This window comes from Ferruginibacter sp. SUN002 (assembly GCF_050611725.1).
Classification (GTDB): domain Bacteria; phylum Bacteroidota; class Bacteroidia; order Chitinophagales; family Chitinophagaceae; genus Ferruginibacter.
The window spans coordinates 2116720-2141148 of the sequence record NZ_JBODJB010000001.1; the positions used below are offsets into that span (position 1 = coordinate 2116720).

The 24429-nt window shown below is 35.9% G+C and carries 28 protein-coding genes and 1 tRNA gene; 6 read left to right on the plus strand and 23 right to left on the minus strand.

From position 1 onward, the window contains the following. Window positions 1–238 precede the first annotated feature (238 nt). From ACQ33O_RS09510 to ACQ33O_RS09545, 8 genes are all read right to left on the minus strand, one after another. Window positions 239–754, minus strand: a complete 516-nt coding sequence (locus tag ACQ33O_RS09510) for a hypothetical protein (RefSeq protein ID WP_430995340.1) — start codon at window positions 752–754, stop codon at window positions 239–241. Between the two features lie 10 nt (window positions 755–764). Further along, window positions 765–1406: a hypothetical protein gene (locus ACQ33O_RS09515; RefSeq protein WP_430995341.1), complete on the minus strand. Its 642-nt coding sequence runs from the start codon at window positions 1404–1406 to the stop codon at window positions 765–767. A gap of 217 nt (window positions 1407–1623) precedes the next feature. Beyond that, complete coding sequence (locus ACQ33O_RS09520; RefSeq protein ID WP_430995342.1) at window positions 1624–2181, minus strand: YdeI/OmpD-associated family protein; 558 nt, start codon at window positions 2179–2181, stop codon at window positions 1624–1626. A 1-nt stretch (window position 2182) separates the two neighbouring features. Continuing rightward, window positions 2183–3793 (minus strand): alpha/beta hydrolase, encoded by a 1611-nt coding sequence (locus tag ACQ33O_RS09525; protein WP_430995343.1) that lies wholly within the window; start codon window positions 3791–3793, stop codon window positions 2183–2185. A gap of 34 nt (window positions 3794–3827) precedes the next feature. Beyond that, window positions 3828–4427, minus strand: a complete 600-nt coding sequence (locus tag ACQ33O_RS09530; protein WP_430995344.1) for a hypothetical protein — start codon at window positions 4425–4427, stop codon at window positions 3828–3830. 25 nt (window positions 4428–4452) lie between these two features. Further along, entirely contained in the window at window positions 4453–4947 is a 495-nt protein-coding gene (locus tag ACQ33O_RS09535) for a hypothetical protein (RefSeq protein ID WP_430995345.1), read from the minus strand. Between the two features lie 51 nt (window positions 4948–4998). Next, entirely contained in the window at window positions 4999–6054 is a 1056-nt protein-coding gene (locus ACQ33O_RS09540) for an acyltransferase family protein (RefSeq protein WP_430995346.1), read from the minus strand. 130 nt (window positions 6055–6184) lie between these two features. After that, complete coding sequence (locus ACQ33O_RS09545; RefSeq protein ID WP_430995347.1) at window positions 6185–6916, minus strand: acyl-CoA desaturase; 732 nt, start codon at window positions 6914–6916, stop codon at window positions 6185–6187. 440 nt (window positions 6917–7356) lie between these two features. On the opposite strand from ACQ33O_RS09545, the gene ACQ33O_RS09550 reads away from it, so the two are divergent. Continuing rightward, complete coding sequence (locus ACQ33O_RS09550; protein WP_430995348.1) at window positions 7357–8163, plus strand: L,D-transpeptidase; 807 nt, start codon at window positions 7357–7359, stop codon at window positions 8161–8163. A gap of 61 nt (window positions 8164–8224) precedes the next feature. Here ACQ33O_RS09550 and ACQ33O_RS09555 read toward each other — a convergent pair whose 3' ends face one another. Both ACQ33O_RS09555 and ACQ33O_RS09560 read right to left on the minus strand, forming a co-directional pair. Next, the gene (locus ACQ33O_RS09555) at window positions 8225–8755 is read right to left on the minus strand and encodes a hypothetical protein (RefSeq protein ID WP_430995349.1); all 531 of its coding nucleotides are present in this window, start codon (window positions 8753–8755) and stop codon (window positions 8225–8227) included. A 103-nt stretch (window positions 8756–8858) separates the two neighbouring features. Next, complete coding sequence (locus tag ACQ33O_RS09560; protein WP_430995350.1) at window positions 8859–9449, minus strand: WG repeat-containing protein; 591 nt, start codon at window positions 9447–9449, stop codon at window positions 8859–8861. 353 nt (window positions 9450–9802) lie between these two features. On the opposite strand from ACQ33O_RS09560, the gene ACQ33O_RS09565 reads away from it, so the two are divergent. Continuing rightward, window positions 9803–10363 (plus strand): helix-turn-helix domain-containing protein, encoded by a 561-nt coding sequence (locus ACQ33O_RS09565; protein WP_430995351.1) that lies wholly within the window; start codon window positions 9803–9805, stop codon window positions 10361–10363. A 162-nt stretch (window positions 10364–10525) separates the two neighbouring features. Here ACQ33O_RS09565 and ACQ33O_RS09570 read toward each other — a convergent pair whose 3' ends face one another. Next, window positions 10526–10984: an SRPBCC domain-containing protein gene (locus tag ACQ33O_RS09570; RefSeq protein ID WP_430995352.1), complete on the minus strand. Its 459-nt coding sequence runs from the start codon at window positions 10982–10984 to the stop codon at window positions 10526–10528. Window positions 10985–11183: 199 nt separating this feature from the next. On the opposite strand from ACQ33O_RS09570, the gene ACQ33O_RS09575 reads away from it, so the two are divergent. After that, window positions 11184–11660, plus strand: coding sequence for a hypothetical protein (locus tag ACQ33O_RS09575; protein ID WP_430995353.1), 477 nt, complete (start codon window positions 11184–11186; stop codon window positions 11658–11660). 146 nt (window positions 11661–11806) lie between these two features. Here ACQ33O_RS09575 and ACQ33O_RS09580 read toward each other — a convergent pair whose 3' ends face one another. From ACQ33O_RS09580 to ACQ33O_RS09590, 3 genes are all read right to left on the minus strand, one after another. Beyond that, a complete protein-coding gene (locus tag ACQ33O_RS09580; RefSeq protein WP_430995354.1) occupies window positions 11807–12268 on the minus strand; it encodes an SRPBCC family protein in 462 nt (153 codons plus the stop codon). Between the two features lie 196 nt (window positions 12269–12464). Next, window positions 12465–12821, minus strand: coding sequence for a bleomycin resistance protein (locus tag ACQ33O_RS09585; RefSeq protein WP_430995355.1), 357 nt, complete (start codon window positions 12819–12821; stop codon window positions 12465–12467). Between the two features lie 169 nt (window positions 12822–12990). After that, complete coding sequence (locus ACQ33O_RS09590; RefSeq protein WP_430995356.1) at window positions 12991–13734, minus strand: SDR family NAD(P)-dependent oxidoreductase; 744 nt, start codon at window positions 13732–13734, stop codon at window positions 12991–12993. A gap of 302 nt (window positions 13735–14036) precedes the next feature. On the opposite strand from ACQ33O_RS09590, the gene lepA reads away from it, so the two are divergent. Both lepA and ACQ33O_RS09600 read left to right on the plus strand, forming a co-directional pair. Continuing rightward, a complete protein-coding gene (gene lepA / locus ACQ33O_RS09595; protein WP_430995357.1) occupies window positions 14037–15827 on the plus strand; it encodes a translation elongation factor 4 in 1791 nt (596 codons plus the stop codon). Window positions 15828–15916: 89 nt separating this feature from the next. After that, the gene (locus ACQ33O_RS09600) at window positions 15917–16270 is read left to right on the plus strand and encodes a four helix bundle protein (RefSeq protein ID WP_430995358.1); all 354 of its coding nucleotides are present in this window, start codon (window positions 15917–15919) and stop codon (window positions 16268–16270) included. Between the two features lie 20 nt (window positions 16271–16290). Here the strand turns inward: ACQ33O_RS09600 and ACQ33O_RS09605 are convergent, their stop codons facing one another. From ACQ33O_RS09605 to ACQ33O_RS09645, 9 genes are all read right to left on the minus strand, one after another. Further along, a complete protein-coding gene (locus ACQ33O_RS09605) occupies window positions 16291–17202 on the minus strand; it encodes a hypothetical protein (RefSeq protein ID WP_430995359.1) in 912 nt (303 codons plus the stop codon). A gap of 159 nt (window positions 17203–17361) precedes the next feature. Beyond that, entirely contained in the window at window positions 17362–17910 is a 549-nt protein-coding gene (locus tag ACQ33O_RS09610; protein ID WP_430995360.1) for a D-glycero-alpha-D-manno-heptose-1,7-bisphosphate 7-phosphatase, read from the minus strand. Window positions 17911–18025: 115 nt separating this feature from the next. After that, window positions 18026–18718 (minus strand): nucleotidyltransferase family protein, encoded by a 693-nt coding sequence (locus tag ACQ33O_RS09615; RefSeq protein WP_430995361.1) that lies wholly within the window; start codon window positions 18716–18718, stop codon window positions 18026–18028. Beyond that, window positions 18715–19287: a D-sedoheptulose 7-phosphate isomerase gene (gmhA, locus tag ACQ33O_RS09620; RefSeq protein WP_430995362.1), complete on the minus strand. Its 573-nt coding sequence runs from the start codon at window positions 19285–19287 to the stop codon at window positions 18715–18717. Before gmhA ends, ACQ33O_RS09615 begins: the two co-directional genes overlap by 4 nt. Before the next feature lies 1 nt (window position 19288). Further along, window positions 19289–20314 (minus strand): dehydrogenase, encoded by a 1026-nt coding sequence (locus ACQ33O_RS09625; protein WP_430995363.1) that lies wholly within the window; start codon window positions 20312–20314, stop codon window positions 19289–19291. Beyond that, window positions 20311–21450, minus strand: a complete 1140-nt coding sequence (locus ACQ33O_RS09630) for a glycosyltransferase (RefSeq protein WP_430995364.1) — start codon at window positions 21448–21450, stop codon at window positions 20311–20313. The genes ACQ33O_RS09625 and ACQ33O_RS09630 overlap by 4 nt, the downstream gene beginning before the upstream one ends. Next, window positions 21447–22388: a glycosyltransferase family 2 protein gene (locus ACQ33O_RS09635; RefSeq protein WP_430995365.1), complete on the minus strand. Its 942-nt coding sequence runs from the start codon at window positions 22386–22388 to the stop codon at window positions 21447–21449. The genes ACQ33O_RS09630 and ACQ33O_RS09635 overlap by 4 nt, the downstream gene beginning before the upstream one ends. Window position 22389: 1 nt before the next feature. Next, on the minus strand, window positions 22390–22884 hold the full coding sequence (locus ACQ33O_RS09640; RefSeq protein ID WP_430995366.1) for a DUF4199 domain-containing protein: 495 nt from the start codon (window positions 22882–22884) through the stop codon (window positions 22390–22392). 2 nt (window positions 22885–22886) lie between these two features. Continuing rightward, complete coding sequence (locus ACQ33O_RS09645; protein WP_430995367.1) at window positions 22887–24152, minus strand: dihydroorotase; 1266 nt, start codon at window positions 24150–24152, stop codon at window positions 22887–22889. Between the two features lie 90 nt (window positions 24153–24242). Here ACQ33O_RS09645 and ACQ33O_RS09650 point away from each other — a divergent pair. Next, a tRNA-Pro gene (locus ACQ33O_RS09650) sits at window positions 24243–24316 on the plus strand. The last annotated feature ends 113 nt before the right edge of the window (window positions 24317–24429 follow it).

Sequence of the window (24429 nt, forward strand, 5' to 3'; positions counted from 1 at the left end):
ATATGGTTATTGTTCAATTTACCCCATAAAGTTTTAGTGTTAGGGTAGGGGTTATCAATCCTTGAAAGAATATTGTACTTTATGTGCTGATCGAATAAGTTTTTCATGCACTACTTATTTGTTTGTAAGGTAAAACTTTTTGGCGGGTTAAAGTTACTATTCGGAAAGGGTTTATTAATATAAAATATCCTGAGTTTTCAGCTCAGGATATTTTTACTTTAAAAGTATTTGTAGCAACTTAGTCTTTATTGAGTAGAGAGTAGTAACTTTTTGGTTTAATGGAATAACTGCTATCTAAACGAAAACACATGCTGTCAAGAACAGTAGCTCCTTTTGAGTTTTTCTTTCTGTAGATGTGCATGATGTTGAAGCCGCAAGGTTTCCCTTTAAAGTTGTGAATAAATTTTATTTTTCTATCCAGTATGTCTATAGCTTCCTGATTGTATACACTGCTTAGTTTTAGATAATCTAAATAGGAGATATTATTGGCTAAATATTTTTGTCTGACACTGTCAGTTTTTGTTTCTGTAAGTTTAACGGAGTCTTCATATAATTGAAATGTTTTGTCATCATCAATGGATGACGAATCACTTTTTAATTCGCCAAAACGAAGCGATTCATAACCCTTAGGGTCATTGATGTTTTCCGTCATGTATTTTTTGATGTTTTCTTCTGCCTTCGCTTTGGGATTGTCCTTACAACTGTTTAAGAGAAGTAATGCGGCACTTACAATGGTTAAGTTTTTGATTGACATGTGTTTAAGTTTAGAGTTCCTGAATGAATTTTTTAAAGATGATATCGTTTGTTTCGTAGTACTTGTCTTTCAGGGTTTCTTTTTCCAGATCAATGGAATGATAATTTTCATCTTCATCAAAATAAAAACGAAAGATGTTTTTAGTAGGAAACCATTTCATAGATACACTTAATTTCCATTTAGCATACATTGTATTATCAAAGCCGGCAAAATCTTTTTTGACCTCCTCCAATACACGTTTTTCATCAAATTTTCCATCGCAATAACCTTCTCCGTAGCAGATCAATGCTTTGCTTTTGTAATATGCACTGTCTTTTGAGTCTTTACGTTCCACTGTATCGAGGACATTGTAGGTAAAGTCAAACTCTTTTACATATACGAGCATTGTGTATTCATTTCCACTTAAATTTATTCTGTAAAGGTTGTATGATGTAAACGATTCATTCGCATAAGGAATATCGTGAAATTCTGATAAGATGCCATTTGGCGAACTTACCCATTTACCTATATCATTCTTTCGCCACCCGGTTGCTTGTTTCAAAGTGGCTATTTTTTTTGTAATGATTGGTTGTACATCATCAACTCTGTCATCCTGTGCTTGAAGTTGTAATGAAATTGCAGCAATAAGAATTAAAAGAATAGATTTTAACATATAGCATAACGGTTATGCGTAAATATACATAAATCTTTAATTTCTTTAACTCGTTGTAAAGATTTTTTATGTATTATGCATTTCCTTAATTTGGTATGTAAGGATATCAAGGTTTATCCGCTGAAATAGCCAGGTCTTGTATTTTCCAGAATAGCTCATTCGTTAAAGAGGTCTTTTCGCCATCTTTCGGATCATTAGAAGTAAATCAGCTTGCCCTTTATACCATTCGCTTTTGTTGTTCACTTATTTGAATGGTTTTTTGAAGTCTTGATAGTCTTGTCTTTTCTTGTTTGGCACACATTATCCAATGTAGCATTACTTTTTTATAAGAAGGTGGTTGTAAGTTAAAAAACTTCCATGCAGGTCTATTTTTTTTGAATAGTTTCTCATAAGCAGGAGCCAGCAATTCTGGCCCTTTTTCATGTGCATAAATTCGTGACTTGTTTTCGGTTCTTAAGGCAAATGCTTTTAATCCTTCCGGAGTCATTAACCCTAGTTTGTTGAGTTCTTCAACTTTTTTAATGTTAACAGCACTCCAGATGCTGCTGCTTTTTCTTGGGGTAAAACGAATTGAATAACTTTCTTCATTAATAGATCTTCGTAAGCCATCTATCCAACCGAAACAAATTGCCTGATCAACAGATTCTGACCAGGTCATAGAAGTTTTGCCGCTGCCTATTTTATAGAAGCCAACTAATAATTCTGTTTCTTTATCATGGTATTTTTTCAACCATTTTCTAAATGAATCTTGTGTTGTAAAAAATGTTGGTGTCATTTTATTCCGAACCGCCTGTTATGGTTAATTGAAAATTTGTATTCACTTTTACATTGGTGCCGGGTTCCTGTTTAAGGCTTCTGCAAAAGGCGTTGCCGCTCACAACCGGTTGGTTGGGAACTAAATTTATAATCACATCAGTATTAATATCGGGTACAGTGCCACATGTCCAATTACCTGGATTAGCCCAGGAAGTATTTACTGCCCCTGTCCAATTATTTGCGAATACAATTTTATGTACAATACTTGTATCTTTTATTGCACTATTGGTAATGATGCATCTATATCGGTAATTTAAATATGAAGCAGGAACATTTTTTAAACTCAATGTATTTTGTGTTGTACCCGAATAGATAGCATCGTTTGAAATGTCATTGTAGCCTCCACCCATATCTGCCTGCCATTGATAAGCATCACCTGCTTTTTGTGAGCCCGAATAAAAATAAAATGCATCGCAGCTAGCAGGCCATTGCTTAAACAGCCATTGATAAGCTGCCGCAAATTCTCTTGCCCAAAACCACTCTGCATGTTGCCCATCGGTTTTGGTTACAAGTTTCAGGTTGTTACTGCTAAATCCTACATTGGTTAGTGTAGTATATGTTTTTTGCATATCCGGTACCATTGAACCACTTTCGGTAGTACCCGATACTAAATAGAATTTTTGATCGTTGCGTTTTCCTCTGCTAAGTATTTGAATATTATTTGAGTCATTTGCAAACCAATAAGCAGGAGAGAAGTTGCCTACTCTTGAAAAAACATGTGGATATTCAATTGCTTCGTAAGTAGAAATTAGTCCTCCCATTGAGCTGCCGATGACACCCGTATTAGAAGGATCTTTTTTTGTTCTGAATAGCGAATCAATATATGGTTTTAATGTGTTTACTATAAATTGCGTATATCGTTCACCTTTACCACCGCCGTAAGAAGGGTTTACCCAGGCCGACAATTCATTTAAACGTTCTCCTCCGCCATTATCTATACCTACTACTATTGCTCCATGATCTCCTTGTGTTTGTAAAGTATTAAGTGTTTCATCCACCTGCCATTCACCGGAAAAACTTGTTACCGCATCAAAAAGATTTTGTCCGTCATGCATATAAATGACAGGATAAGTTTTTGAAGTAGTATAATAATCTGGAGGCAGGTAGATCCATATTCTTCTTGTGGTGTTCAATTGCGGTATGGGAAAGTTGTTGCTTAAAATAGAAGTGTTATCTGTTGTGGTAGAATTGTTGGCTATATTTTTCCAGCCCCTTATTACAAGTCGTAAAGTATCCTTGCCACCCGAATAAGTGTAAGTACGATTTGCAATATCATTGCCGGCCGTATTACCTTCCACAGTTGCCCAAGTGCCTCTGGTAAATTTGAATTCTATATTGCCGGCAGCCGGTTGAAAAGTGATGGTGTATTTATTAGAAGGCTTTTGCATTTTGTAATTTGCATTCACTTCATTCCACAAGTTAAAATTTCCTGCCAGGTAAATATCTCCGGCGGGTGTATTAATCGGAACTTTTGTTATTTCAATCGTTAATTGAGCAATCAAGGATTGTTGTAACAACAGCAATACAAGAAAAGTAAAGATCCTCATCGCATACGTAAATTGTACACTCAAGTTACAATTTTAAACTCAGATAAGTTGATAGGCATTAAAATGGAGAAGCATTACTGAATTCCTTCATCAGATCTTTTGTGAAATTGTATTTCACCCCAATTATATAATTATTATTCCCGATAAAATCATTGCTATTTGCCAGTTTGATCTTTGTTCCGTAATATATTCCCACTGTTCCGAACCAACTGAGACCGACATTCGGAAGAACATAAAATTTTAATTTTTGAAAGTCTGTTTGAGCTATTGCACCGAGCCCAAGGTGCAGGAAGAGGAAATCTATATCTCCCCCTGCTGTTATTCCAAACAGGCCATGTTTGTAGTTGTGATTATTTTTCCAGTTGATGCCATAGTATTTAGTTGTAGTATTGTTTAGTAACCAGATCAATGACAAAGAATTTCGAACCCTTGCTATTTCAAAACCAATATTCCCATCGTAGGTAATAGATGCTTTAACTGAAGGTTTAAATGTTCCGTAACCACCTTCATGTCGGGATAAGTGTTGTGTAGTATCCCATGTTATTTGAGCAATACCTCTATTGAATAACAGCAAAAGAAATGTTGTAATAATAATTCTAATATTTATAAAAGTAAAGGTTCTGTGAAAAATTAAAAATCCTTCGTTGAAACTCAGCATCAAGAAATATTAAGTTCTATAACTATCAATATTCAATAATTACTGCCACTCTAGTAAGTTGGTCTTTGTTAAGTTCATATGTACTTGCACTATATTTAACTATTCTAATAATATATCCATCGCCGACATAGCTATGAGCTTTTTCATATCCGGCTTCGTATGCATGGTCCATTTCCACCGTGTTCTTAAAACATGATTTTAGTTTGCCGGATAATTCCTTGTATTTGGCATTTGCCTGTGCATCGGTAGATTTGGAGCAATAAAATGCTACTACCTGATATAATCTGCCTCCATCCGGAAATTTTTTCACTCTCACTGAATCGCTTCCTGATATTGTTTCTTTACTGAGGAAAGTTTCATAATACTCATTTCCCCATACCTTTTTACCAACTACAGCCTTCTCATCTTTCGCAATTTTTTGAGGAATTGCCTTTAGTGCTTTACACCATACGTCTTGTGCATAGCTGGTTAGAGAAAATGTGATAAATGCCAATGCTGAAAAATAATGTTTGATAGACATAAGATAAATTTATAGGTTGACTAAAAAATATGATGCTAAATGTATTAAAAATCACGAAGTTTTCTTACTGCCGATATTCTTTATTTTATTTCTCAGGGGCTCTTCAATAAAACTGTAACAAATAGCCGAGACAATGATCAACACTATCAGAAATATATAAAAAATATTTGCTTGATCGGTTATGTTCAGTTTTGCCAAAGCTTTCAGCGTCCACCAATAAACAGGGATTTGCAAAATGTATATGCAATAGCTGATCTCGCCAAGAAATACAAATATCCTTTTGCTGAAAAGTTTAGTGATAAAACCATTGTTGATAGAGAATAGAAATATCAAAGGTACAAATATGATATTCAGAACGCCATCATGAAGGATCAGAATTGAATTATATTTCAGCCATAAAACAAAAAGTATTGAAGTGAGTATAATGTATACATCTACATTTTTTTTTGTGTTACTTAATTTATTTACAAAAAATAATCCGGCAAGATTGCCAATGAGAAACTCATTTAAATGCATCAAGGGAAAATAATACAACAGATCATGACTTTTTGAGGGAAAGCCTCCGTAGAAACCGGAGTAAGTGCCAATATGTAATAACACCTGACTTAAGATCCAGAAAAGTAAAATAGGGACTACCAGTTTCTTATAATCATATTTTTTGTAGATGTAGTTGAAAAGAAAAGGGAAGGAGATGTAGAACAACACTTCAACGGATAGTGTCCATCCCGGTCGGTTGAATGACAATGCTTCACCGGGTATCCAGCTTTGTATTGTTAAGATGTTCAGCAATATTCCCTTATGATCAATCCAAAGAGATTCGACTTTCAGGTAAATAAAGAAGAGCGCAATAGCGAATAGATAGATAGGATACACCCTTGCAAACCGGTTCTTTAAAAATTCACCTACACCAATTTTATTCTTGCTGCCATAAGCCAGTATCATTACATAACCCGATAGTATAAAGAAAAAACTTACTCCTACATTGGCTTGCTTGAATAGAAATGAAATGCTATCTAAAGAAAAAGGATAGATCGTATCTCCGAAATGATACACCACAATAGATATGGCTGCTAAAAATCGTGTAAATGTAATTTGATCAACCCTCATAAAGTTTGTTTCAACCAAGAAATGGCTGTAACATCGAAATTAGTTAATATCAGGATAATGGGTATTTAGTTTTTTTATTTTTTATTTTGCCTCCACTATACAAAATAGGTAAATTAAAATGTAATGGTTTTTAGTGCTTTGGGATCCGTATGATCTTTGTCCAATTGAACAAACGTATAAAAAAATAAGTTGCATCCATTTCAAACCATTTGAAACCAAAATTCACTTGCGCCGGATTTTTATGATGGTTATTGTGATACGCTTCACCCATCATTAAAAAGTCAATTTTGAAGAGGTTTGTAGATGTGTTTTTTAGCTTAAAATTTATTGAGCCGTATTTATGAGCAAACCAATTAATGATCACTCCCTGAATGGGTACCATTAGAATATGTATTGGAAGCAACAAGAGTAACCAAGCTGATGACGAAAAAATAAAATAGATCAAAACGTAAATGGTAATCCAGCCTAATCTTGATAAGGCCGAATGAGCAATAACATCAAGCGAACGCCATTGAGGTAAATTTTTCAAAAACCTTTGTTCGATCAATACTTTTGCCTGATAAATATTATTTGTCATTTGACGGGCATGCCACATCATAACAAAAATGTTGCGGTCGTTTGCCGGAGAGTGAGGATCCATAGCTGTGTCAGTATACGCATGATGCATACGGTGCATTATTGCATACACTCTTGGGCTGATATAGGATGAGCCTTGTGTGATGTAAGCAGTAAGGTAAAAGAAACGCTCCCAAAACCGACTCATTGTAAAAGCTCTATGTGAGGCATATCTATGATGAAAAAATGTTTGCATAAAAAGGGAGAGATACCAATGCACTATCAAGAAAAGTAAAATAAAGATCATCTGAAGGAACAATACATTAGAATATTGGACTACTGAATATACGCTTTTTAAACAAGATTATCTAGCTTATTGTTGCATTTCTTCTATATAGGCTGCAGGTATATCGGGTATGAATTATACAATTAAAATGCATATACCTGTAAGAATTGCTATATAAATACATCGAACTTTACAAAAACCGATCTGCTCAATTTTTGCCATTTAACTAACTATCAATGAAACACAAAGGGCTTAAATTGTTTTCTTCAGTAATCTTTGTTTTTGCTATATTTTCTTCCGTTTCGGCGCAGGTTTATGTAACATTAGAGTTGTTATTCCTGTGAAATTAAAGACTGAAGTATTTATTAAGGCTATACTGATTACTGAAGAATACGAATCATGGATGGTGCGTAAATGGAAATGAGGGAACGGTAACATAAAATCATCATATTAAATGAACTATGTATAAATTTTATTTTATTCTGCAGCTTGCAGCAATCACTTTTACTTTTAGTCAGTGCAATCAACCGGTAGCTCCTAAGCATGCCGCAGAGCGAAAAAGAATTGAACCTAAAAGCATAGGTTATCATATTGAAGATGCCAAGGAATGGTTAAAGACACATGCAACAGATTCGGTACTACAGCGTATTGTATTTGCTGTGAATAGGGTAGATATGAAACATCTCCCATTATTAGATACGATCATTGTTCCTAATGATGGTAGTGGCGATATTGAATATTATATGCCATTCCCATTAAATGTTCCCGACATAAAAACTGTTCAAAAAATACTTTTCTTTTCTTATTCAACACAATCTTTTGCCGCTTATGAAATGGGAGAACTGGTGCATACAGGGCCGGTTAGTATGGGTAGAGAAAAAGACATTACTCCATCCGGACTATATTATACCAATTGGAAAGCAGAGAAGACCACCAGTACTTTTAATGATGAATGGGAGCTTAAATGGAATTTTAATATTGAAAATAAATTAGGAATAGGGTTTCATCAATACGATCTGCCTGGTTACCCAGCATCACACTCCTGTCTTCGGTTACTTGAAAAAGATGCAATGTATTTGTACAATTGGGCAGACCAGTGGATATTGGATGAAAAGAATAAAGACAGCATCCGTACAAAAGGTACACCAGTTATTATATTTGGCAGTTATCCTTTTGGCTCAGCTAAACCATGGCTGCAATTGCTTAATGATCCACATTCACTTGATATATCGCCGGCAACTCTCGGCCGGGAGTGGGGACGATTTTGATTACAAAAAAAATCCTGAGCTATAAAGTCAGGATTTCCCAATATGATGTAGTCTACAAAAATTATTTAACAGGTAGCATGTCTATCCAAAGCAATTCTGTTTCGTCGGGGTTAAATACAAAATTGATCTGCACTATACCATTGCTATACTTATAACCGTTAGTGAAATAACATTTTTCAATAGTCCAAGATTCCAGTGCATTAGCCACTTCAGTTGCTGATAAAGAAGTACTGAGCTTTAAATTGTCTACCGTGATCGTGCCAGAAAATAATCTTTTCGTTTTATTATATGAATCATTTGCGCCTTGTTTATCGGAGTAAAAAATTTGCATTTCTATTACTTTTCCGCTGTCTGAAGTAGGTTCCCAAAAAATGATCCCTTTTTTTTCGTAATAGTGTACTCTGTTGACCCAGGTTGCACCACTTTTCATGTGATCGGCTTTACCAAGCCCTTTTTTAAAATCACTCACTTTCCAGTCCAACGAAATTTTTACATTATCTATAAACATTCCCTTTTTGCTGATATTTATTCTTTGAGCAGAAATTAAAGTTGTTACAAACAAGAGAGTCAGGAGTGTGCTTATTTTTTTCATTTTTGTAAGTTTAAGAGTGTTAAGATAAAACAATAAAATAAGTATTCATAATGGTAGTTTTTTTTATGATTTCGTGAGATAAAATTCATTCATTATATTGAAACTATTCTACTTTCTTGCCCGTTTTATCAATATAAAATTCTTGCCCATTTAATTTCACTAATGCTTTGCCATCATGGAAAGTGTAAATGTTGTCAAACTTATAGGGAGTTACACTTATCCCTTTTTTATTGATAATACACCACTTGCCCGATATTTTAAGCTGCACTCCGGCAAATCCATCAGAAAAATCTCTTGCATCATTAAATTTAAAAGGAATGACGGTCTGTCCCTTTTTATCAATATATCCGTAACCTTCCATGATGTGCATTGATACTTTTGCAACACCATCAGAAAAATCGTTAGCCAGTTGATATTGTATTGGTATTACAACTTTTCCTTTTTTGTTTATATAGCCCCAAAGACCACCTACAAAATAATTGTCGTATTCCTCTTCCTCAGCACCGCCTAAATTAACCAAGGCCATGCCTTCTTTAAAATCATATGCATAATCGTATTCAGCTTTGATAACAATGTTATCCGCCTCATCTTTAAAGCCATACCTGCCATTTTCGTCTTTGAAAGCATTTAAGTTTTGTGCATCGATAAATGTAGTGCTAAAGCAAAGTAGCAACAATAAATAAGTTTTGAGCATAGATGTAGGTTTAATGATTATAAATGGTACTATTTAAATAGTGTAAAAGAAATTCTGGTTATAGTATTTTCGGTCAATTTGACGATGCAGTAAAAATAATAGTCTTATAACTTTTTGTGGGTAGTATAATAGTAGTATACCTATTGAGTATAATTCAGGCAAAAGCAGATCGTTTTAACATAGAATAACTGAGATATGCTGTTTAATCTTATATGAGATTGCTCCGTTTTCAATAATATCCTTATTGTTGAGCGTGGTGGCATAGGATAAACAAAGGCATTTAACATTCACTTACCAATCTATACCTTATAGTCTCGGTTATTAAGCTCATATTTACTCAAAATATATCTCCTATGAAAATTTATATAAGAAATATGGCATGTGAAAGTTGTAAAGTGGTAGTAAAGGAAGCATTGGATGAACTCAAAATACCGGCTTTAAAAATTGACTTAGGTGAAATTGAAACAAAGAAAGATATTACACTCGCTGATAAGAAGAGGCTAAACAGCAAAATAAAAAAAGCCGGATTAGAATTGCTGGAGAAAAGGCAGGGAATATTAATTGAAAAGATCAGAAAAGAGATCATCAATTATATTTATGAATCAGAAGAGAAGCCTATAAAAAAATTCTCCGTTCTGTTAAGTGAAAAATTGAACCATAGTTATAGGTACCTCTCCAACTTTTTTTCTGAAGTAGAAGCAACTACTATTGAGCAATATATTATTGCGCTGAAAATTGAGCGAATAAAGGAATTGATATTGTTAGAAGAAGACGGCATTTCAGAAATAGCAGACAAATTACATTATAGCAGTGTGGCACATTTATCCAATCAGTTTAAAAAAGTAACAGGATTATCGCCATCACATTTTAAACGTTTGAAAAATAAAAGAAGATTAACCATACAGGAATTATAATGGTTTATTATTTCCTAGTAAGGCTCTTGACTTGCGCTGGGGGGGCAGTGAAGAAAGAATATTGCGATAATTTAAAAGAAGGTCATGTTGTATACCCAGAGCCATAAACTCAGTATAACACAGTTTTTTTTTTATTGAACACTGCAGATAGTTGAGCAATAACTATTTTTCACAGATATCTTTCAACTTGTTGAGTGCTTTTGGATAGGTGTCGTTCATATACTCTAAAAAATCTTCAGTGGTGTCTAATTCAACAGTAAGGGTTGTTGTACCATTGTTTTCTTCGAAGGTATAGTTTTCAAATCCGTTAGCCCATTTTTCTACTTCAGGTCCTTCTGTAATTTCGGTATCAGCTTTTAAAAGTCCGTAATGTTGAATGGAAACAAATTGGTTGGGAATGTTTTCTGCTATTCTGGAAACCATGCCTCCTTTTTCTCCTTTATCATCTACTCCAACAAATAGCATTTTATTTCCTTTCTCCCAATTTCCTTCATAGGTAGATGTTGGGTTAAACAAAGCGGTCCATTGTTCATAAGTTGATTTATTATTAATGCCAAGCATATAATCGTATATCTTACTTGCCGGTGCATTGATACTTACTTGGAATTGTAACTTTTTCATAATATTCTTTCAAGAGGTTATTTTATGTAATTAGTTAGAAGTTATACCAAGATAAAATAAAAAATCCTGAGTTACAAAATCATGATTCAGGATAGTGGAGGGGTGAGATTTCATTCATTGAAAATTTGTGGCAGATATAATTGTTTATTAAAATTCTTCAATTACTTTAGTGTATCATTCTTAATTTTCAAAACTTAATATGGATAACACTAACACCAACGAACAAACGCAAGACCAGATTGCTGATTATGCAGAAGAAATAAAAAAGATCAATATGGAGGGTTCGGAAAGGGTTGTAAAAAAAGCAAGAAATGCATTGTTCTGGACAGCCGGACTATTACTCTTGGGAGAGATATTATCTATTTTCCTAAACAAACTTGAAGTGGATGTAGTTTTGGTTGGGGTGATAGTAGTAGAAGTAGGTGCATTTATCGCATTGGCATTATTGACAAAAACAAAGCCATATACAGCTGTTGTTTCTGGTTTAATCCTTTTTATAGGCATACAGTTATTGGCGGCGGTGGCATACGGCTATGCAGGTGGTATAGAGGGAGTACTTAAAACCTTGTCTAGTGGAATTATTGTCAAGGTAATCATTCTCGTTAACCTTTTTCGTGCTATTGGTGATGCAAAAGAATTGCAACAAGAAAAAGAAAGATTGGCTGAGAATGTTTAGCAAAAAAGTTGGATTTCTTCTTAGTTTGCCTTGGTTCCTGGCACACTAAATAGTTTTTTATTTTATTGTTACACTTTAAACTTTGCCGTTTCGTGTGTCAAGAGCAGGGACAGTGAGTGAAAGAACAACAGCGGCGAAAACAATTTTTACTTTTCTAGATGTGTCTTTAAATTTTCCAGACTTTGTAAAATATCTTTTCCGAGCATTTTCTGAAATATGCCTTTGAATAAGCTCATTGGAAATTTTGTCGGTCCTCTAAAATCCCAAATTACTTTCGTTTGGTTATCATCAAGCGGTTCTATGATAAATTTAGAAGTGCCTGTATTTTTCATTGGTCTTAAAAAAATCAGTTCATATTCTATCCTTGAGCCATCTATAATTTTTGTGATCTGCTGGCTGCCTGCACCAACACTTTTATCTTTACTATCCCATGAATAGATAAAGCCTACAGATCCGTCAGTTCCTTCTGATGATGTTTTCTTATTTGGATCTTTCATGTTCCAAACGCTAAAACTATCTTGATTCCGGATGAATTTTAAAAATTGAAATACCTCTTGTTGCGGCTTATTGATTACGATAGATTTTTCAATGATCATTTCTTTTGCCATGGTAAAAAAAATTAAGTGTTGTCCTGTCAGGATTTGTAATGTATTCTCCCCCAAATATAATATTCTTTCTTTTGTCTTCGGCTTGATTCCCGAAAAAATGGGATAGCGCAGTTTTTACATTTGTTGTACACTAGGGATAACAGTGAAGGAGACCACCATTGCCAATACGATACTAGCAGTAGCCGTTCTTTTCTACTTAAATGCTTTCTCCAAAAGTAAGTAAGTTGTTGTCTGGGTCAAGCATTGCAAATTCTTTTTGCCCCCAGGGTTTTGTTTGTAAATGTCCTTCCGGATGTATATTGTTATTGTTGTTCAACATTGACTGATAGATTGTTTCAATGTCGTTGGTACGAATATAAACTTGTCCATAATTTTCTTTTGGATCAAGCCCTTTGAATTCAAAAAAATGTATTTCTACATTATCTTTTTTAAGTAACAAATAGCCATCAAAGTCAGCTTTGCCAATGTCTGAAAAACCTAATTGTGTTAAATAAAATTCTCTTGTCGCAGCCTTGCTACGCATAGGGAGTTTTGGAATAATAGATGTAAGCATAATACTTTTTAAGGTCTTGTTGGTAAGAACAGCAACAAGCTAATTTAAAAAAAAATATCAGATTTTTCTTTGTGATCTTTTATGGTTTAGACTTCGGTCGTTGTTGAAAACACCAGATAATTTTCTTGAACACTATAGATGGCCGGGAATCAAAGCGAACTGTTTAAACTTATTGACAAGTATATCCTCCATCTGCAGCGATCAATGCACCTGTTATAAAAGAACTATCATCTGATAAAAGAAAACGAACGGTTTTGGCAATCTCTTCAGGTTGACCAATACGGCCTAAAGGTTGAGCAGTATCCAGAGCAGTATATACTGCACTTGTTTCCTGGCCGGATCTATTTACAAACTGTTGAACGGCATTATCGAGTAATGGTGTTTGAATGGTGCCAGGGCAAATACAATTCACCCGTATATTAAATGCAGCATAATCGATAGCTGTACTTTTAGTGAGTTGAGCCACAGCGCCTTTGGTCATACCATAAACAGAACTGCTGGCTTTGCCAACAAAAGCCTGATCGGAACCCATGAGTACAATACTTCCTTTTTGTTGTTGCTTCATGATAGGGATCACTGATTTTAATAAATAAAAAGTGCCCATCAAATTAATGCCCACCAACGATTCCAATTGCTCATAACTGGTGTCTTCGATATTGGCAAAAAGATGCCGGCCTGCATTGGTAAATAAAAAATCGATCCTTTTTTCTTTTTCATGGATCGTTTTAATTGCTTGTTCTACATTCAACGGGTTACTTACATCACACTGAATAAAATAGGGGTCAGGTTGTTTGGCTGGGGTATTGTCGAGGTTGTACACCAGGCTGCCTTCTTTTCTTAAGAGTTCAAGGGTGGCTTTGCCAATTCCCGAACTAGCACCGGTGATAATGGTAACCGTATTTTGCCATTGCATACGTTCGAATTTTTATTTAAGATATGAAAATATTGCTGCAACATAAAAATCCTGAGTTGCAAACTCAGGATAGCGGTATAATCAAATATACGGAACTCCTAATTACAAATTTTCTATCATCCGCTTCGATAAAAGCCCAATAAAGAACTAAACGCACAAGAGTGCCCTTCGTCCCTCAGAGTAAACTGTGCCACCGCAGTCCAATAGCTCCCCAAAAGCCCGTCCCATAAACCCAATTTTGCTTAGCAAAAAATCCACTAAAATGAGCTACCTTCGCCAATCTTTAAAAGAGGAATCAGTACATGAAGAACATCAGAAATTTTTGCATCATTGCACATATTGATCACGGAAAAAGTACTCTTGCAGACAGGTTGTTGCAGTTTACCCATACCATCAGCGACAGGGATATGCAGGCGCAGGTATTGGATGATATGGACCTGGAAAGGGAAAAAGGGATTACCATTAAGAGCCATGCGATACAAATCAATTACCCATTGAACGGTACCGAATATGTGCTGAACCTGATCGATACTCCCGGCCATGTGGATTTCAGTTATGAAGTGAGTCGTGCCCTTGCAGCATGTGAAGGAGCATTGCTTTTGGTGGATGCTACACAAGGTATTCAAGCACAGACTATCAGTAACTTATACCTTGCAATTGAAAATAATTTAGAGATAATTCCTGTCATCAATAAGATCGATATGGATGGGGCAATGATACCTGAAGTAAAGGATCAGATCATTGAACTGGTGGGTTGTAAAGAAGAAGAGATCTTGCTGGCGAGTGGTAAAAGTGGTATTGGTATCGAAGAAATTTTGAAGGCGATCATTGACCGCATTCCTGCTCCGGTGGGTGACCCTAATGCACCTTTGCAGGCTTTGATATTTGATAGTGTGTTCAACAGCTTTAGAGGCATCATTGTTTACTATAGAATTTTTAACGGCAGCATTAAAAAAGGCGATAAGGTTAAATTTTTCAGTACCGATCAGGAATACGAAGCGGATGAAGTGGGCATTTTGAAACTGGGTATGGAGAGCAAACAATCTGTTCATTGCGGCGATGTGGGTTATATTATTACGGGTATTAAAAATGCCAAGGAAGTAAAAGTGGGTGATACGTTGACCACAGTTGCTAATCCTACCTTGAAACGTATTGATGGTTTTGAAGATGTGAAGCCGATGGTATTTGCAGGGATCTTCCCGGTGGATACGGATAAGTTTGAAGAGCTTCGTGATTGTATGGAGAAACTTCAACTGAATGATGCTTCATTAACTTTTGAATTAGAAACATCGCAGGCATTGGGCTTTGGTTTCCGTTGCGGATTCCTTGGCTTGCTGCACATGGAAATTATACAGGAGCGTTTGGAGCGTGAGTTCAACCAAACGGTTATTACTACGGTACCGAACGTAAGCTTTATTGCGTATACGGTTAAGGGTGAGCGTGTGGATGTACACAACCCTACAACATTACCTGACCCAACACGTACGGATAGAATTGAAGAACCTTTTATTAAAGCACAGATCATTACTAAGCCGGAATACATTGGTAATATCATGACGCTTTGTATCAACAAACGTGGTATGCTAACACATCAGGGCTATTTGAGTCCTACCCGTGTGGAGCTTAGTTTTGAAATGCCGTTGACAGAGATCGTTTTCGATTTCTATGATAAATTAAAATCTCAAACTCGTGGATATGCTTCGTTCGATTATCATCCGATTGGATTTAGAGAGAGTGATATTGTGCGTATGGACATCATGTTGAACGGCGAAAAAGTCGATGCACTGAGTGCATTGATACATCGCAGTCGCAGTCAGGAGTTTGGCAGAAAGCTTTGTGAGAAATTAAAAGAATTATTAACTCGTCAGCAATTCCAAATTGCTATACAGGCTGCAATCGGTGCTAAAGTTATTGCCCGTGAAAACATCAGCGCTATGCGTAAGGATGTTACTGCTAAATGTTATGGAGGTGATATCAGTCGTAAACGTAAACTCTTAGAGAAACAAAAAGAAGGGAAGAAGCGTATGAGACAGATCGGTAATGTGGAGATACCGCAGGAAGCGTTTCTTGCAGTACTTAAACTTGATGATTAATTTTTTGATGTGCTGATATGCTGATGTGGTGATGTGCTGATTGGATGCAACTTTTTTGATGGTTAAAGCGACTTGCTATTTAAAACAAAATGCAGTCTGATAAACCTAATTTAATAGTTGATCTTTCATTTGAATTTGCATTGGCTATTATTAAATATGCAGAATTACTTGATGTCAATCGCAAGTACATTATTTCCAAACAATTATTAAGATCGGGAACAAGTATTGGTGCTAGTATCAAGGAGGCACAATGTGCTGAGAGCAGAAATGATTTTATTCATAAAATGAAGATCGCTGCCAAAGAAGCTGAAGAAACGGAATATTGGTTATCGCTTTGCCAGTCATCTGAAGGTTACCCTGATTGCCAAGCCCTTTCAAACAAATGCATTTCAATTAAAAAAATTCTTTCCAAAATAATAGCCTCTTCCAAATCAGCACATTAGCACATAGGCATATCAGTAAATTACTGCGGCTGCAACTTATCCATGGACGGATCTAAAGGTGTCGGGATCGGAGTCTCTCCCTCGGGTGTTTTAAGGTGAAATACTTTTTCGATGTGTACCCATTTGCCGTTTTTCCACTTAAAGCCTTCGTAGTCGCCATCGGGTACATAGGTTTCTTTTTTGTTGGGTTCGTTTGTTTCAGATATTAAATGGTCAACAATGATCATGTCGAGTTGAGGGTCGTAATTCAATCTGGCACCTACATCTTTTTTAAATTCTAAAATGAATCGGTTTTGCGATGATTTGAAAACCGTATCTTCTTCATAACTAAAAAAGCGTCCGCCGAAAATCGGTTCATCGTTTGTAAAACTTAATACCTCTATTAACTTCTTTGTAGTTTTTACATTGTTCTCATCATAACCAATGAGTGTATAATAATTTTGATTGCTGCTGCGTTTTTGTAAGATATTGTAATATACTGCGCCTATCCATCCTTTATTGTTGGCCATTGTATCTAAAGGCTTAGCTGTTACATCTGACTTGTCGATCAATGGAAATAATTTCAAAGAACCGTCGTAGGTTCTCATTTGTATAGCTCCATGCTGACGAATGATATTGTTATTGATGACCATTTGCCAGGTGAATATTCTGAAGCTGCTATCCGGAGCATATAATTTTGAAATAGTTGCTAACGAATCGAAAGGGTAGTAGAAAGATCCATTTACTTTTAATGCTCTTACCAGCATTTTTGTAAAGAGACTATCTGCTGCAAATCTTTTTTGCGGTATAGTATCGTTTAATATTTTGTCGGAATATATTTTTAGAGAGTCTTCTTTCTTACGTAAAATACTTTCGTCGATTGTTGATGGTCGCTGTGAGAAACAGCAAAGGGTAAGTATTGTGCAACAAACAAGTAAGAGAGGTTTCTTCATGCGATAAATTTATATCATATGGTGTATGGTGCTTACAAAGATAGTGTTGTTTAAAGAAAATTTAACAGGAGGGTAGCTATTAGCCACAAGCCACAAGGGAGAAGCAAAGAAGCTTGAATCAGCATGCTTGTCCCTTGTAGCTGATCCCTTGAAGCTGCTTTATAACGCTTTTGCAAAATCATATAAACTCGGATACGAGGCATCTATCCGTTCATCAGTCACATCAACTTCCGGTCTTGTGGTAGGTAAAAAAACGGTTTTAATACCAAGGTTCCTGCCGAAGCCCATATCACCTAATGTATTGCCAACCATTATTGCTTTGGAAAGATCGATATCCGGAAAGTCATCAACAGCTTGTAATCCCATGCCGGGATTGGGTTTTCGGTTAGGACTGGTTTCTTCAAGGTCGGTACAAAAATAGATCTTGGTGATCTTACCGCCATGAGCTTCAATATCTGCCTTCATGTTTTTATGAATGATCAATAGATCTTCAAGTTTGGTCATACCTCTGCCAACACCTTTTTGGTTGGTAACAACAAATATGTATTTGAATTTTTTAGCAAAGATGTTCATGGCTTCTTTAACACCATCATAAAAAACAAATTCATCCCAGGTATGTATATAGTCTAAATGTTTTTCGTGGTTGATAACGCCGTCACGGTCGAGGAAGAGGGTCCAGTCGCTGTTAATTTTTGATAGGTCTAACATGAACGCAATTTACGATTTTTGATGTACGATGTACGATTTCCTTCATTACAAGTACTCTGCTGGCTAATTGAATAAACTAACAATTTAAAGTAAATCGTAAATCCCAAATCGTAAATCATTTTAGTTCGACTTGTGCACGAGCAAAATCCTCAGGAATGCCTATGTCAATGAAATACTCATCCTGTATAGAGCCGTACATTTTATGCTGGGAGAAAAAAACTTCTAAATAATCTTTTTCAAAAGAGAATTTTTCAGGTAGATCTTCGTGTAAAAATTTTGATACATTCAATGCATACACGCCGCCGTTGATCAATCCTTTATGGTAAAATTGTTTTTCTTTAAAAGAAGCAATGGTTAGGTCATGATGTAATTCTACAACACCATATCGATCAAACTCTTTCATTGGTTTTAAACTCAAGGTACATTCAGCATGGTGGTTGAGGTGCTGTTCACTTAATTTTCTAATATCAACAGCAAATAAAGTATCGCCATTTAATACCAATACATTTTTCTCCATTGCTTTTTGACAGGATAATTTTATTGCACCACCTGTGCCTAAAGGCTCTTCTTCAATCGATAATTGATAATTGAGTTTTGGGTGTTCCTTTTTTAAGTAGGCTTCAATTGCTTCGTACATGTAGCCTACAGAGAAAATAAATTCATCTACACCTTGCTTTTGTAAATGCGCTATTACATAATGCAGAAATGGTTTGCCGGCAACCGGGGCCATGCATTTGGGAAGGTCTGCCACAACTGAGCGTAATCTTGTGCCCAGGCCACCTGCTAATATTATTGCTTCATTGATCATCCGAAATATTGCTCTTCAACCAATTGACAAATGATATGCCCTAGTAAAATATGACTTTCCTGAATACGTGGAGTATCGGTACTTGGTACGTTCAGTAAAAGATCGGACAGAACTTTCATGCCGCCGCCGGTCTCACCTGTAAGACCAATGGTGATCATCCCTTTTTCTTTTGCAACTTCAAATGCTTTAATGATATTTTTTGAGTTGCCGGAAGTAGAAAGGCCAACCAATACATCACCTTTATTGCCGATGCCTTTTATCATACGACTGTAAATAACGTCGTAACTATAATCGTTACCAACTGCGGTTATATATGAAGTATTGCAATGCAAAGCTTCGGCAGGTAAAGCATCTCTATCGGTATAAAATCGTCCGCTGAATTCAGCTGCTAAATGTTGTGCATCTGCAGCGCTGCCACCGTTACCGCAAAACAATACCTTGTTGCCGTTTTTAAATGCAGCAGTAATTGCAGTAACGCTATCGTTTACAGTTTTTATCAATACTTCATTTTGTAAAATTTGTTGTTTTACATCGATGGAGGCTTGTATGATATCTTTTATTTGTTTCATCTTAGTTGATCGTCCAGGTTGTTAAACCATATTTTGTAAAGGAATAATTTTTTACTTCGCCCCCAAAAGTATTCAATCTTTCAATAACTGCATAACGTGTATTTTTGGGACAATAAAAGATCATAAATCCGCCACCACCGGCACCGCTGATCTTACCGCCGGTAGCCCCTGTAGCTTTAGCAGCTGTATATATTTCCTCAATACTGTTATTACTGATGTTCGCAGCCATTTGTCTCTTTTGCTGAAAACCAAAGTCGAGCACTTCGCCAATTTCATTGAGCTTGCCTTTCAGCAAAGCTTCTTTCATTATTTTGGATTGCTCTTTTAGTTGATGCATGGCTTCGATACTTTTCTCATTCTTGCTGTTAACATTTTTTACCTGCTCTTTGATGATGCTGGCGCTTTCTCTTGATGTAGCGGTAAAATATAATACAAGATTGTTTTCTAATTCATGTAAATACTCAGGACGAATTCTTAACGGGTTTACAATGACCCGATTGCCTTCATAAAATTCCATAAAATTTACACCACCAAATGTTGCAGCGTACTGATCTTGTTTTCCTCCGGCTAATTGAAGGTCTTCTCTTTCAATTTCATAAGCAAGATGGGCTATATCGTAATCACCTAAAGGAAGTTTTAGCATTTCTACAAAGGCTCCCAATATTGCTACAACAAGGGTAGAAGAAGTGCCTAATCCGCTTCCGGCAGGTGCATCAACAAAAGTAGATAAGCGAAAACCGGTTGTGGTAAAAGGATACTCTTTTTGTATACGATTATAAACACCTTTCAACAGATCCAATTTTCCATTGATCGGGAGTGCATTAGCAACATCAAATGATTCTTCTTCTTTTCTGTCGAGTGCTTCTACCGTTATTTTTTGATCATTGGTTATTTCAATACTTGCATTAGCAGATAATGAAATGGTTGCATTTAAAATAGCACCTCCATACTGGTCGCTGTAAGGACTAACATCTGTTCCTCCTCCTGCCAATCCAATTCTTAATGGTGCTTTACTGCGATATATCATTGGTTACTTTTAATTATCTCAAAAATACTATCTGTCATGTTATTCCAGGTATATTTTTTCTTTTCTTCAATAAGGTGTGGTAAAAAATGTGCTTCACCTTTCTCAAAATATTCAACAATTTTTTCTGCTATTGAATTAGCGTTAGGCTCAGCAATCAAGCCAACCTTATTATCCGGTACAAGTGAAGGGAGTCCGCCTACATTAGTAACGATCATAGGTTTTTCGAAATGATAGGCAAGGGGAGTAACACCACTTTGTGTAGCACTTCTGTAAGGTTGTACCACAACATCGGCAGCACATAAATAATATTTTACTTCACTGTCAGGAATGAAATCTGTTCTTAATACAAGACTGTCTTTTATGCCCAAATTTTCTATTTGATCGTCGTATGCTTTCCTGTCTTCGTAGAATTCTCCAGCAATAAGCAGTTTTATGTTGGAAGTTGGAGGTTGGAGGTTATGCAATAAACTCATTGAATCGAGTAGTATATCAAGCCCCTTATATTTTCTGATGAATCCAAAAAACAGAATTATTAATGCTTCATTATCAATTTTTAATCTTCTCCTTGCTTCCTCTTTGCTTATTTTCTCTCCAAAATTATCGTACAATGGGTGAGCAACAAATTTTACAGGTTTAGTTGGAGCAAATAGTTTAAGGTCATTCAAAACCTTTTCACTCATGGTGATGAAAGCGTCAATTGGTTTTACAAAGTATTTTGTAAACGCACTGTCTCCAATTCTTTTTTCGTGTGGGATAATATTGTCGGCTATACAAACAACTTTAGTGTGTTTGTTCTTTTTTACTAGTCGCAAAATTGTTCCAAGGCAAGGCCCCATAAAGGGTAGCCAGTAACGTACAATAATTATATCTGGTTTACTTTTTCTTAATTCATTACCAATAGAAATCCAGTTGAATGGATTAATGGAATTTATTTTTACATGAATATCCAAATCTGTAGGAGGAGGTTCTGTAGAAAACTGCGTAGTGCCGGGAAAAAGGAATCCTGGGTATTGCAGAGAAAAAGTGTAAATGCTTACAGAATGGCCCTGGGATAAAAATTCTTTTGCTAATCTTTCATTATACGAAGCAAGGCCACCTCTTAGCGGGTGAGCCGGACCTATGATGACTATTCTCATACACCAATTTTTTCTTCTATCAAATAATGATTCCTTTCAGAAGAATTACGTGCAATTAGTTCGCCTAAAAAGCCTGCTAAAAAAAGCTGAACACCTATGATCATAGCGAAGATCGCAAAGAAAAATAATGGCCTTTGTGTTAATCCGGTTTTGTCAAAAAAGAATTTAGATACGGTTAAATAGCCAAATACGACTGAGCCGAATAAAAAGAATAAAGTACCCCATAGGCCAAAAAAGTGCATTGGCCTTTTTCCAAACTTGCCTACAAACATTATAGAGGCAAGATCTAAAAAGCCATTTACAAATCTTTCCCAACCAAATTTTGTTACACCGTATTTTCTTGCCCTGTGTTCAACTACTTTTTCTCCAATTTTTTTAAAACCGCTCCATTTAGCTAAAACAGGAATATAACGGTGCATTTCTCCATAAACCTCAATGCTTTTTACAACTTTTTTTCTGTATGCTTTAAGGCCACAATTAAAGTCGTGTAGCTTTATACCTGAACTAGCTCTTGCTGCTGCATTGAATAATTTACTTGGAATATTTTTTGTAAATGTGTTATCATGTCTTACTTTTTTCCAACCACTTACAATATCAAATCCATCATTCAATATCATGCTACGTAAACCCGGAATTTCATCCGGACTATCCTGCATATCTGCATCCATTGTTATAACGACATCTCCTAGTGCTGCTTTAAAACCTTCGTTCAATGCGGCACTTTTACCATAGTTGCGTTGGAATTTTATACCCTTAATATTGTTATTTTTCTGACGTAGTTCTTCAATCACTTTCCATGAATTATCATTACTGCCATCATCGATCATAATTATTTCATAGCTATAATTATTTTGTTGCATGACATTTTCTATCCAGGCCGATAATTCAGGCAAAGATTCATCTTCGTTATATAGGGGGATGATGATTGATAGATCCATGTTATTGTTTTTTCATTTGCATTATTACTCCTGATGTAACAGCGCTTATCAAAGCTCCTAAGAAAAGATACATAAAAGTAGTGATAGCCGACATCATAGGTATAAAGATACTCTTCATTTGCTTAGCATTTGCCTCAATTTCTATAGGGGTATGATTGCCTTCTTTTACTGCCAGTTCATTGTTCAGGGCTATTTTGGCTTCTGCAATTTGTGGGTTCAATAAAAAAAATGCAATTACAAAAACAACCATTAATAGTGTAACAACAATAAAAGTTTTAAATCCAATGGAGAAATATTCTTTAAACTTTGTATTAACATCAGCGGTTTTACTAAAGGTTAAAATACTCCAAATAATACCGATGGTATAGGTTGTATAGATCGCATATTGATACGGACTCTCAAAAGGTTGCTTCAATCCATAATAAAAAAATACTGCCAGGGCTATCATTGTTAAGCCTGTTATCAGGCCCTTGCCGGCAGGAGTAATATTCTTCATTGCTAATTAATTGAAATTTTATCGCCGTTTACAATACCAATGACCTGACCTTTTAATTTTTTATTGATCAGGGCGGAGTTCTTCGATTTTGATACGATCATTTCTTTATTGAATGTGTATTCATTGTCCGGATTAAATAGAGTAAGCGCTGCTGTTACATTTTCTTTGATCTCCGGGATCGGGAGATTGAATGCTTTTCTTGGAGCGATACTCATCATTTCCACTAACTGTTGCACTGTCCATTGGTTGTTAGTAATTGAGTTGATCACTCCAAAGCTAGACTCAAGGCTAATCATACCATATTTTGCATATTCAAATTCACAATCTTTGTCATCTTTGTTTTGAGGGATATGGTGCGATGCAATGCAGTCGATTATTCCGTTTTTAACAGCTGCTTGTATTGCAAGCATATCTTCTTTTGTTCTTACAGGCGGATTAACTTTTAGGTTGGTGTCGTATTCTTTAAGGTCTTCATCACAGAAGATCAGGTGATAGGGGGTAGTAGAACAAGTAACATTCAAGCCTTCTTGTTTAGCACTTGATATCAGTGCTAAACCTTTTTTTGTTGAGATGCCGGTGAAATGTATTTTTCCGTTGGTATATCTTGCCAGTTCAATATCCCTTGCTATCATTAATTCTTCCGCAATTGCTGGTTTGCCTGGAAGTCCTAATTGGGTACTAATAATTCCTTCATTGATCAACCCCTGAGGGTTGATACTTTTGTCATCCGGTATTTGAATGATACAGGCGTCAACAGCATTTAAATATTGTAATGCTTTCAATAAAATTCCGGGAGATTGGATGCTGTTTATACCATCGCTGAAGGCAACTGCTCCATACGATTTCATATCATACATTTCCGTTAGCTCTTTGCCTTCGGTATTCTTTGTTACTGCTCCGATCGGGTGTATGTTTACCGGAGTAGATTTAGATTTTTGAATGATGTATTCAACCTGAGATTTACTACCCACTACCGGAGCAGTATTCGGCAATATCATCACATCGGTATAACCGCCGGCTGCGGCTGCGGCAGCTCCGGATTCAATCGTCTCTTTATACTCAAATCCCGGATCGCAGAAATGTGCAAATACATCCACCCATCCAATACTTACATGCAAATTGTTTGCTTCAATGATGGTATCAACTTGATCATTGATCGAATCGGCTATCTTGTTAATAATGCCGTTCTCAATAAAAATATCTTTGGATTGCCCGTGATAGGGAGAAGTAGGACTAACTATTTTGGCTTGCTTGATTAAAAGCTTCATGTAATAAAAGTTACGCAAAGGTAATCTTTGTTTTTTGAATTTTTAAATTCGATTTATGTATCTATTTTTGCAGCCGATTTTTGGATATTTCGGGATGTAGCGCAGCCCGGTAGCGCACACGTCTGGGGGGCGTGGGGTCGCAAGTTCGAATCTTGTCATCCCGACATTACTTCCAAAGAGGTGATCTTGAAAAAGATTACCTCTTTTTGTTTCTTCCAAACCCATTGTTGCTGTTGCAATTGCAAGGAATAAACTGTTTACTCTGGTAGTTCGAACT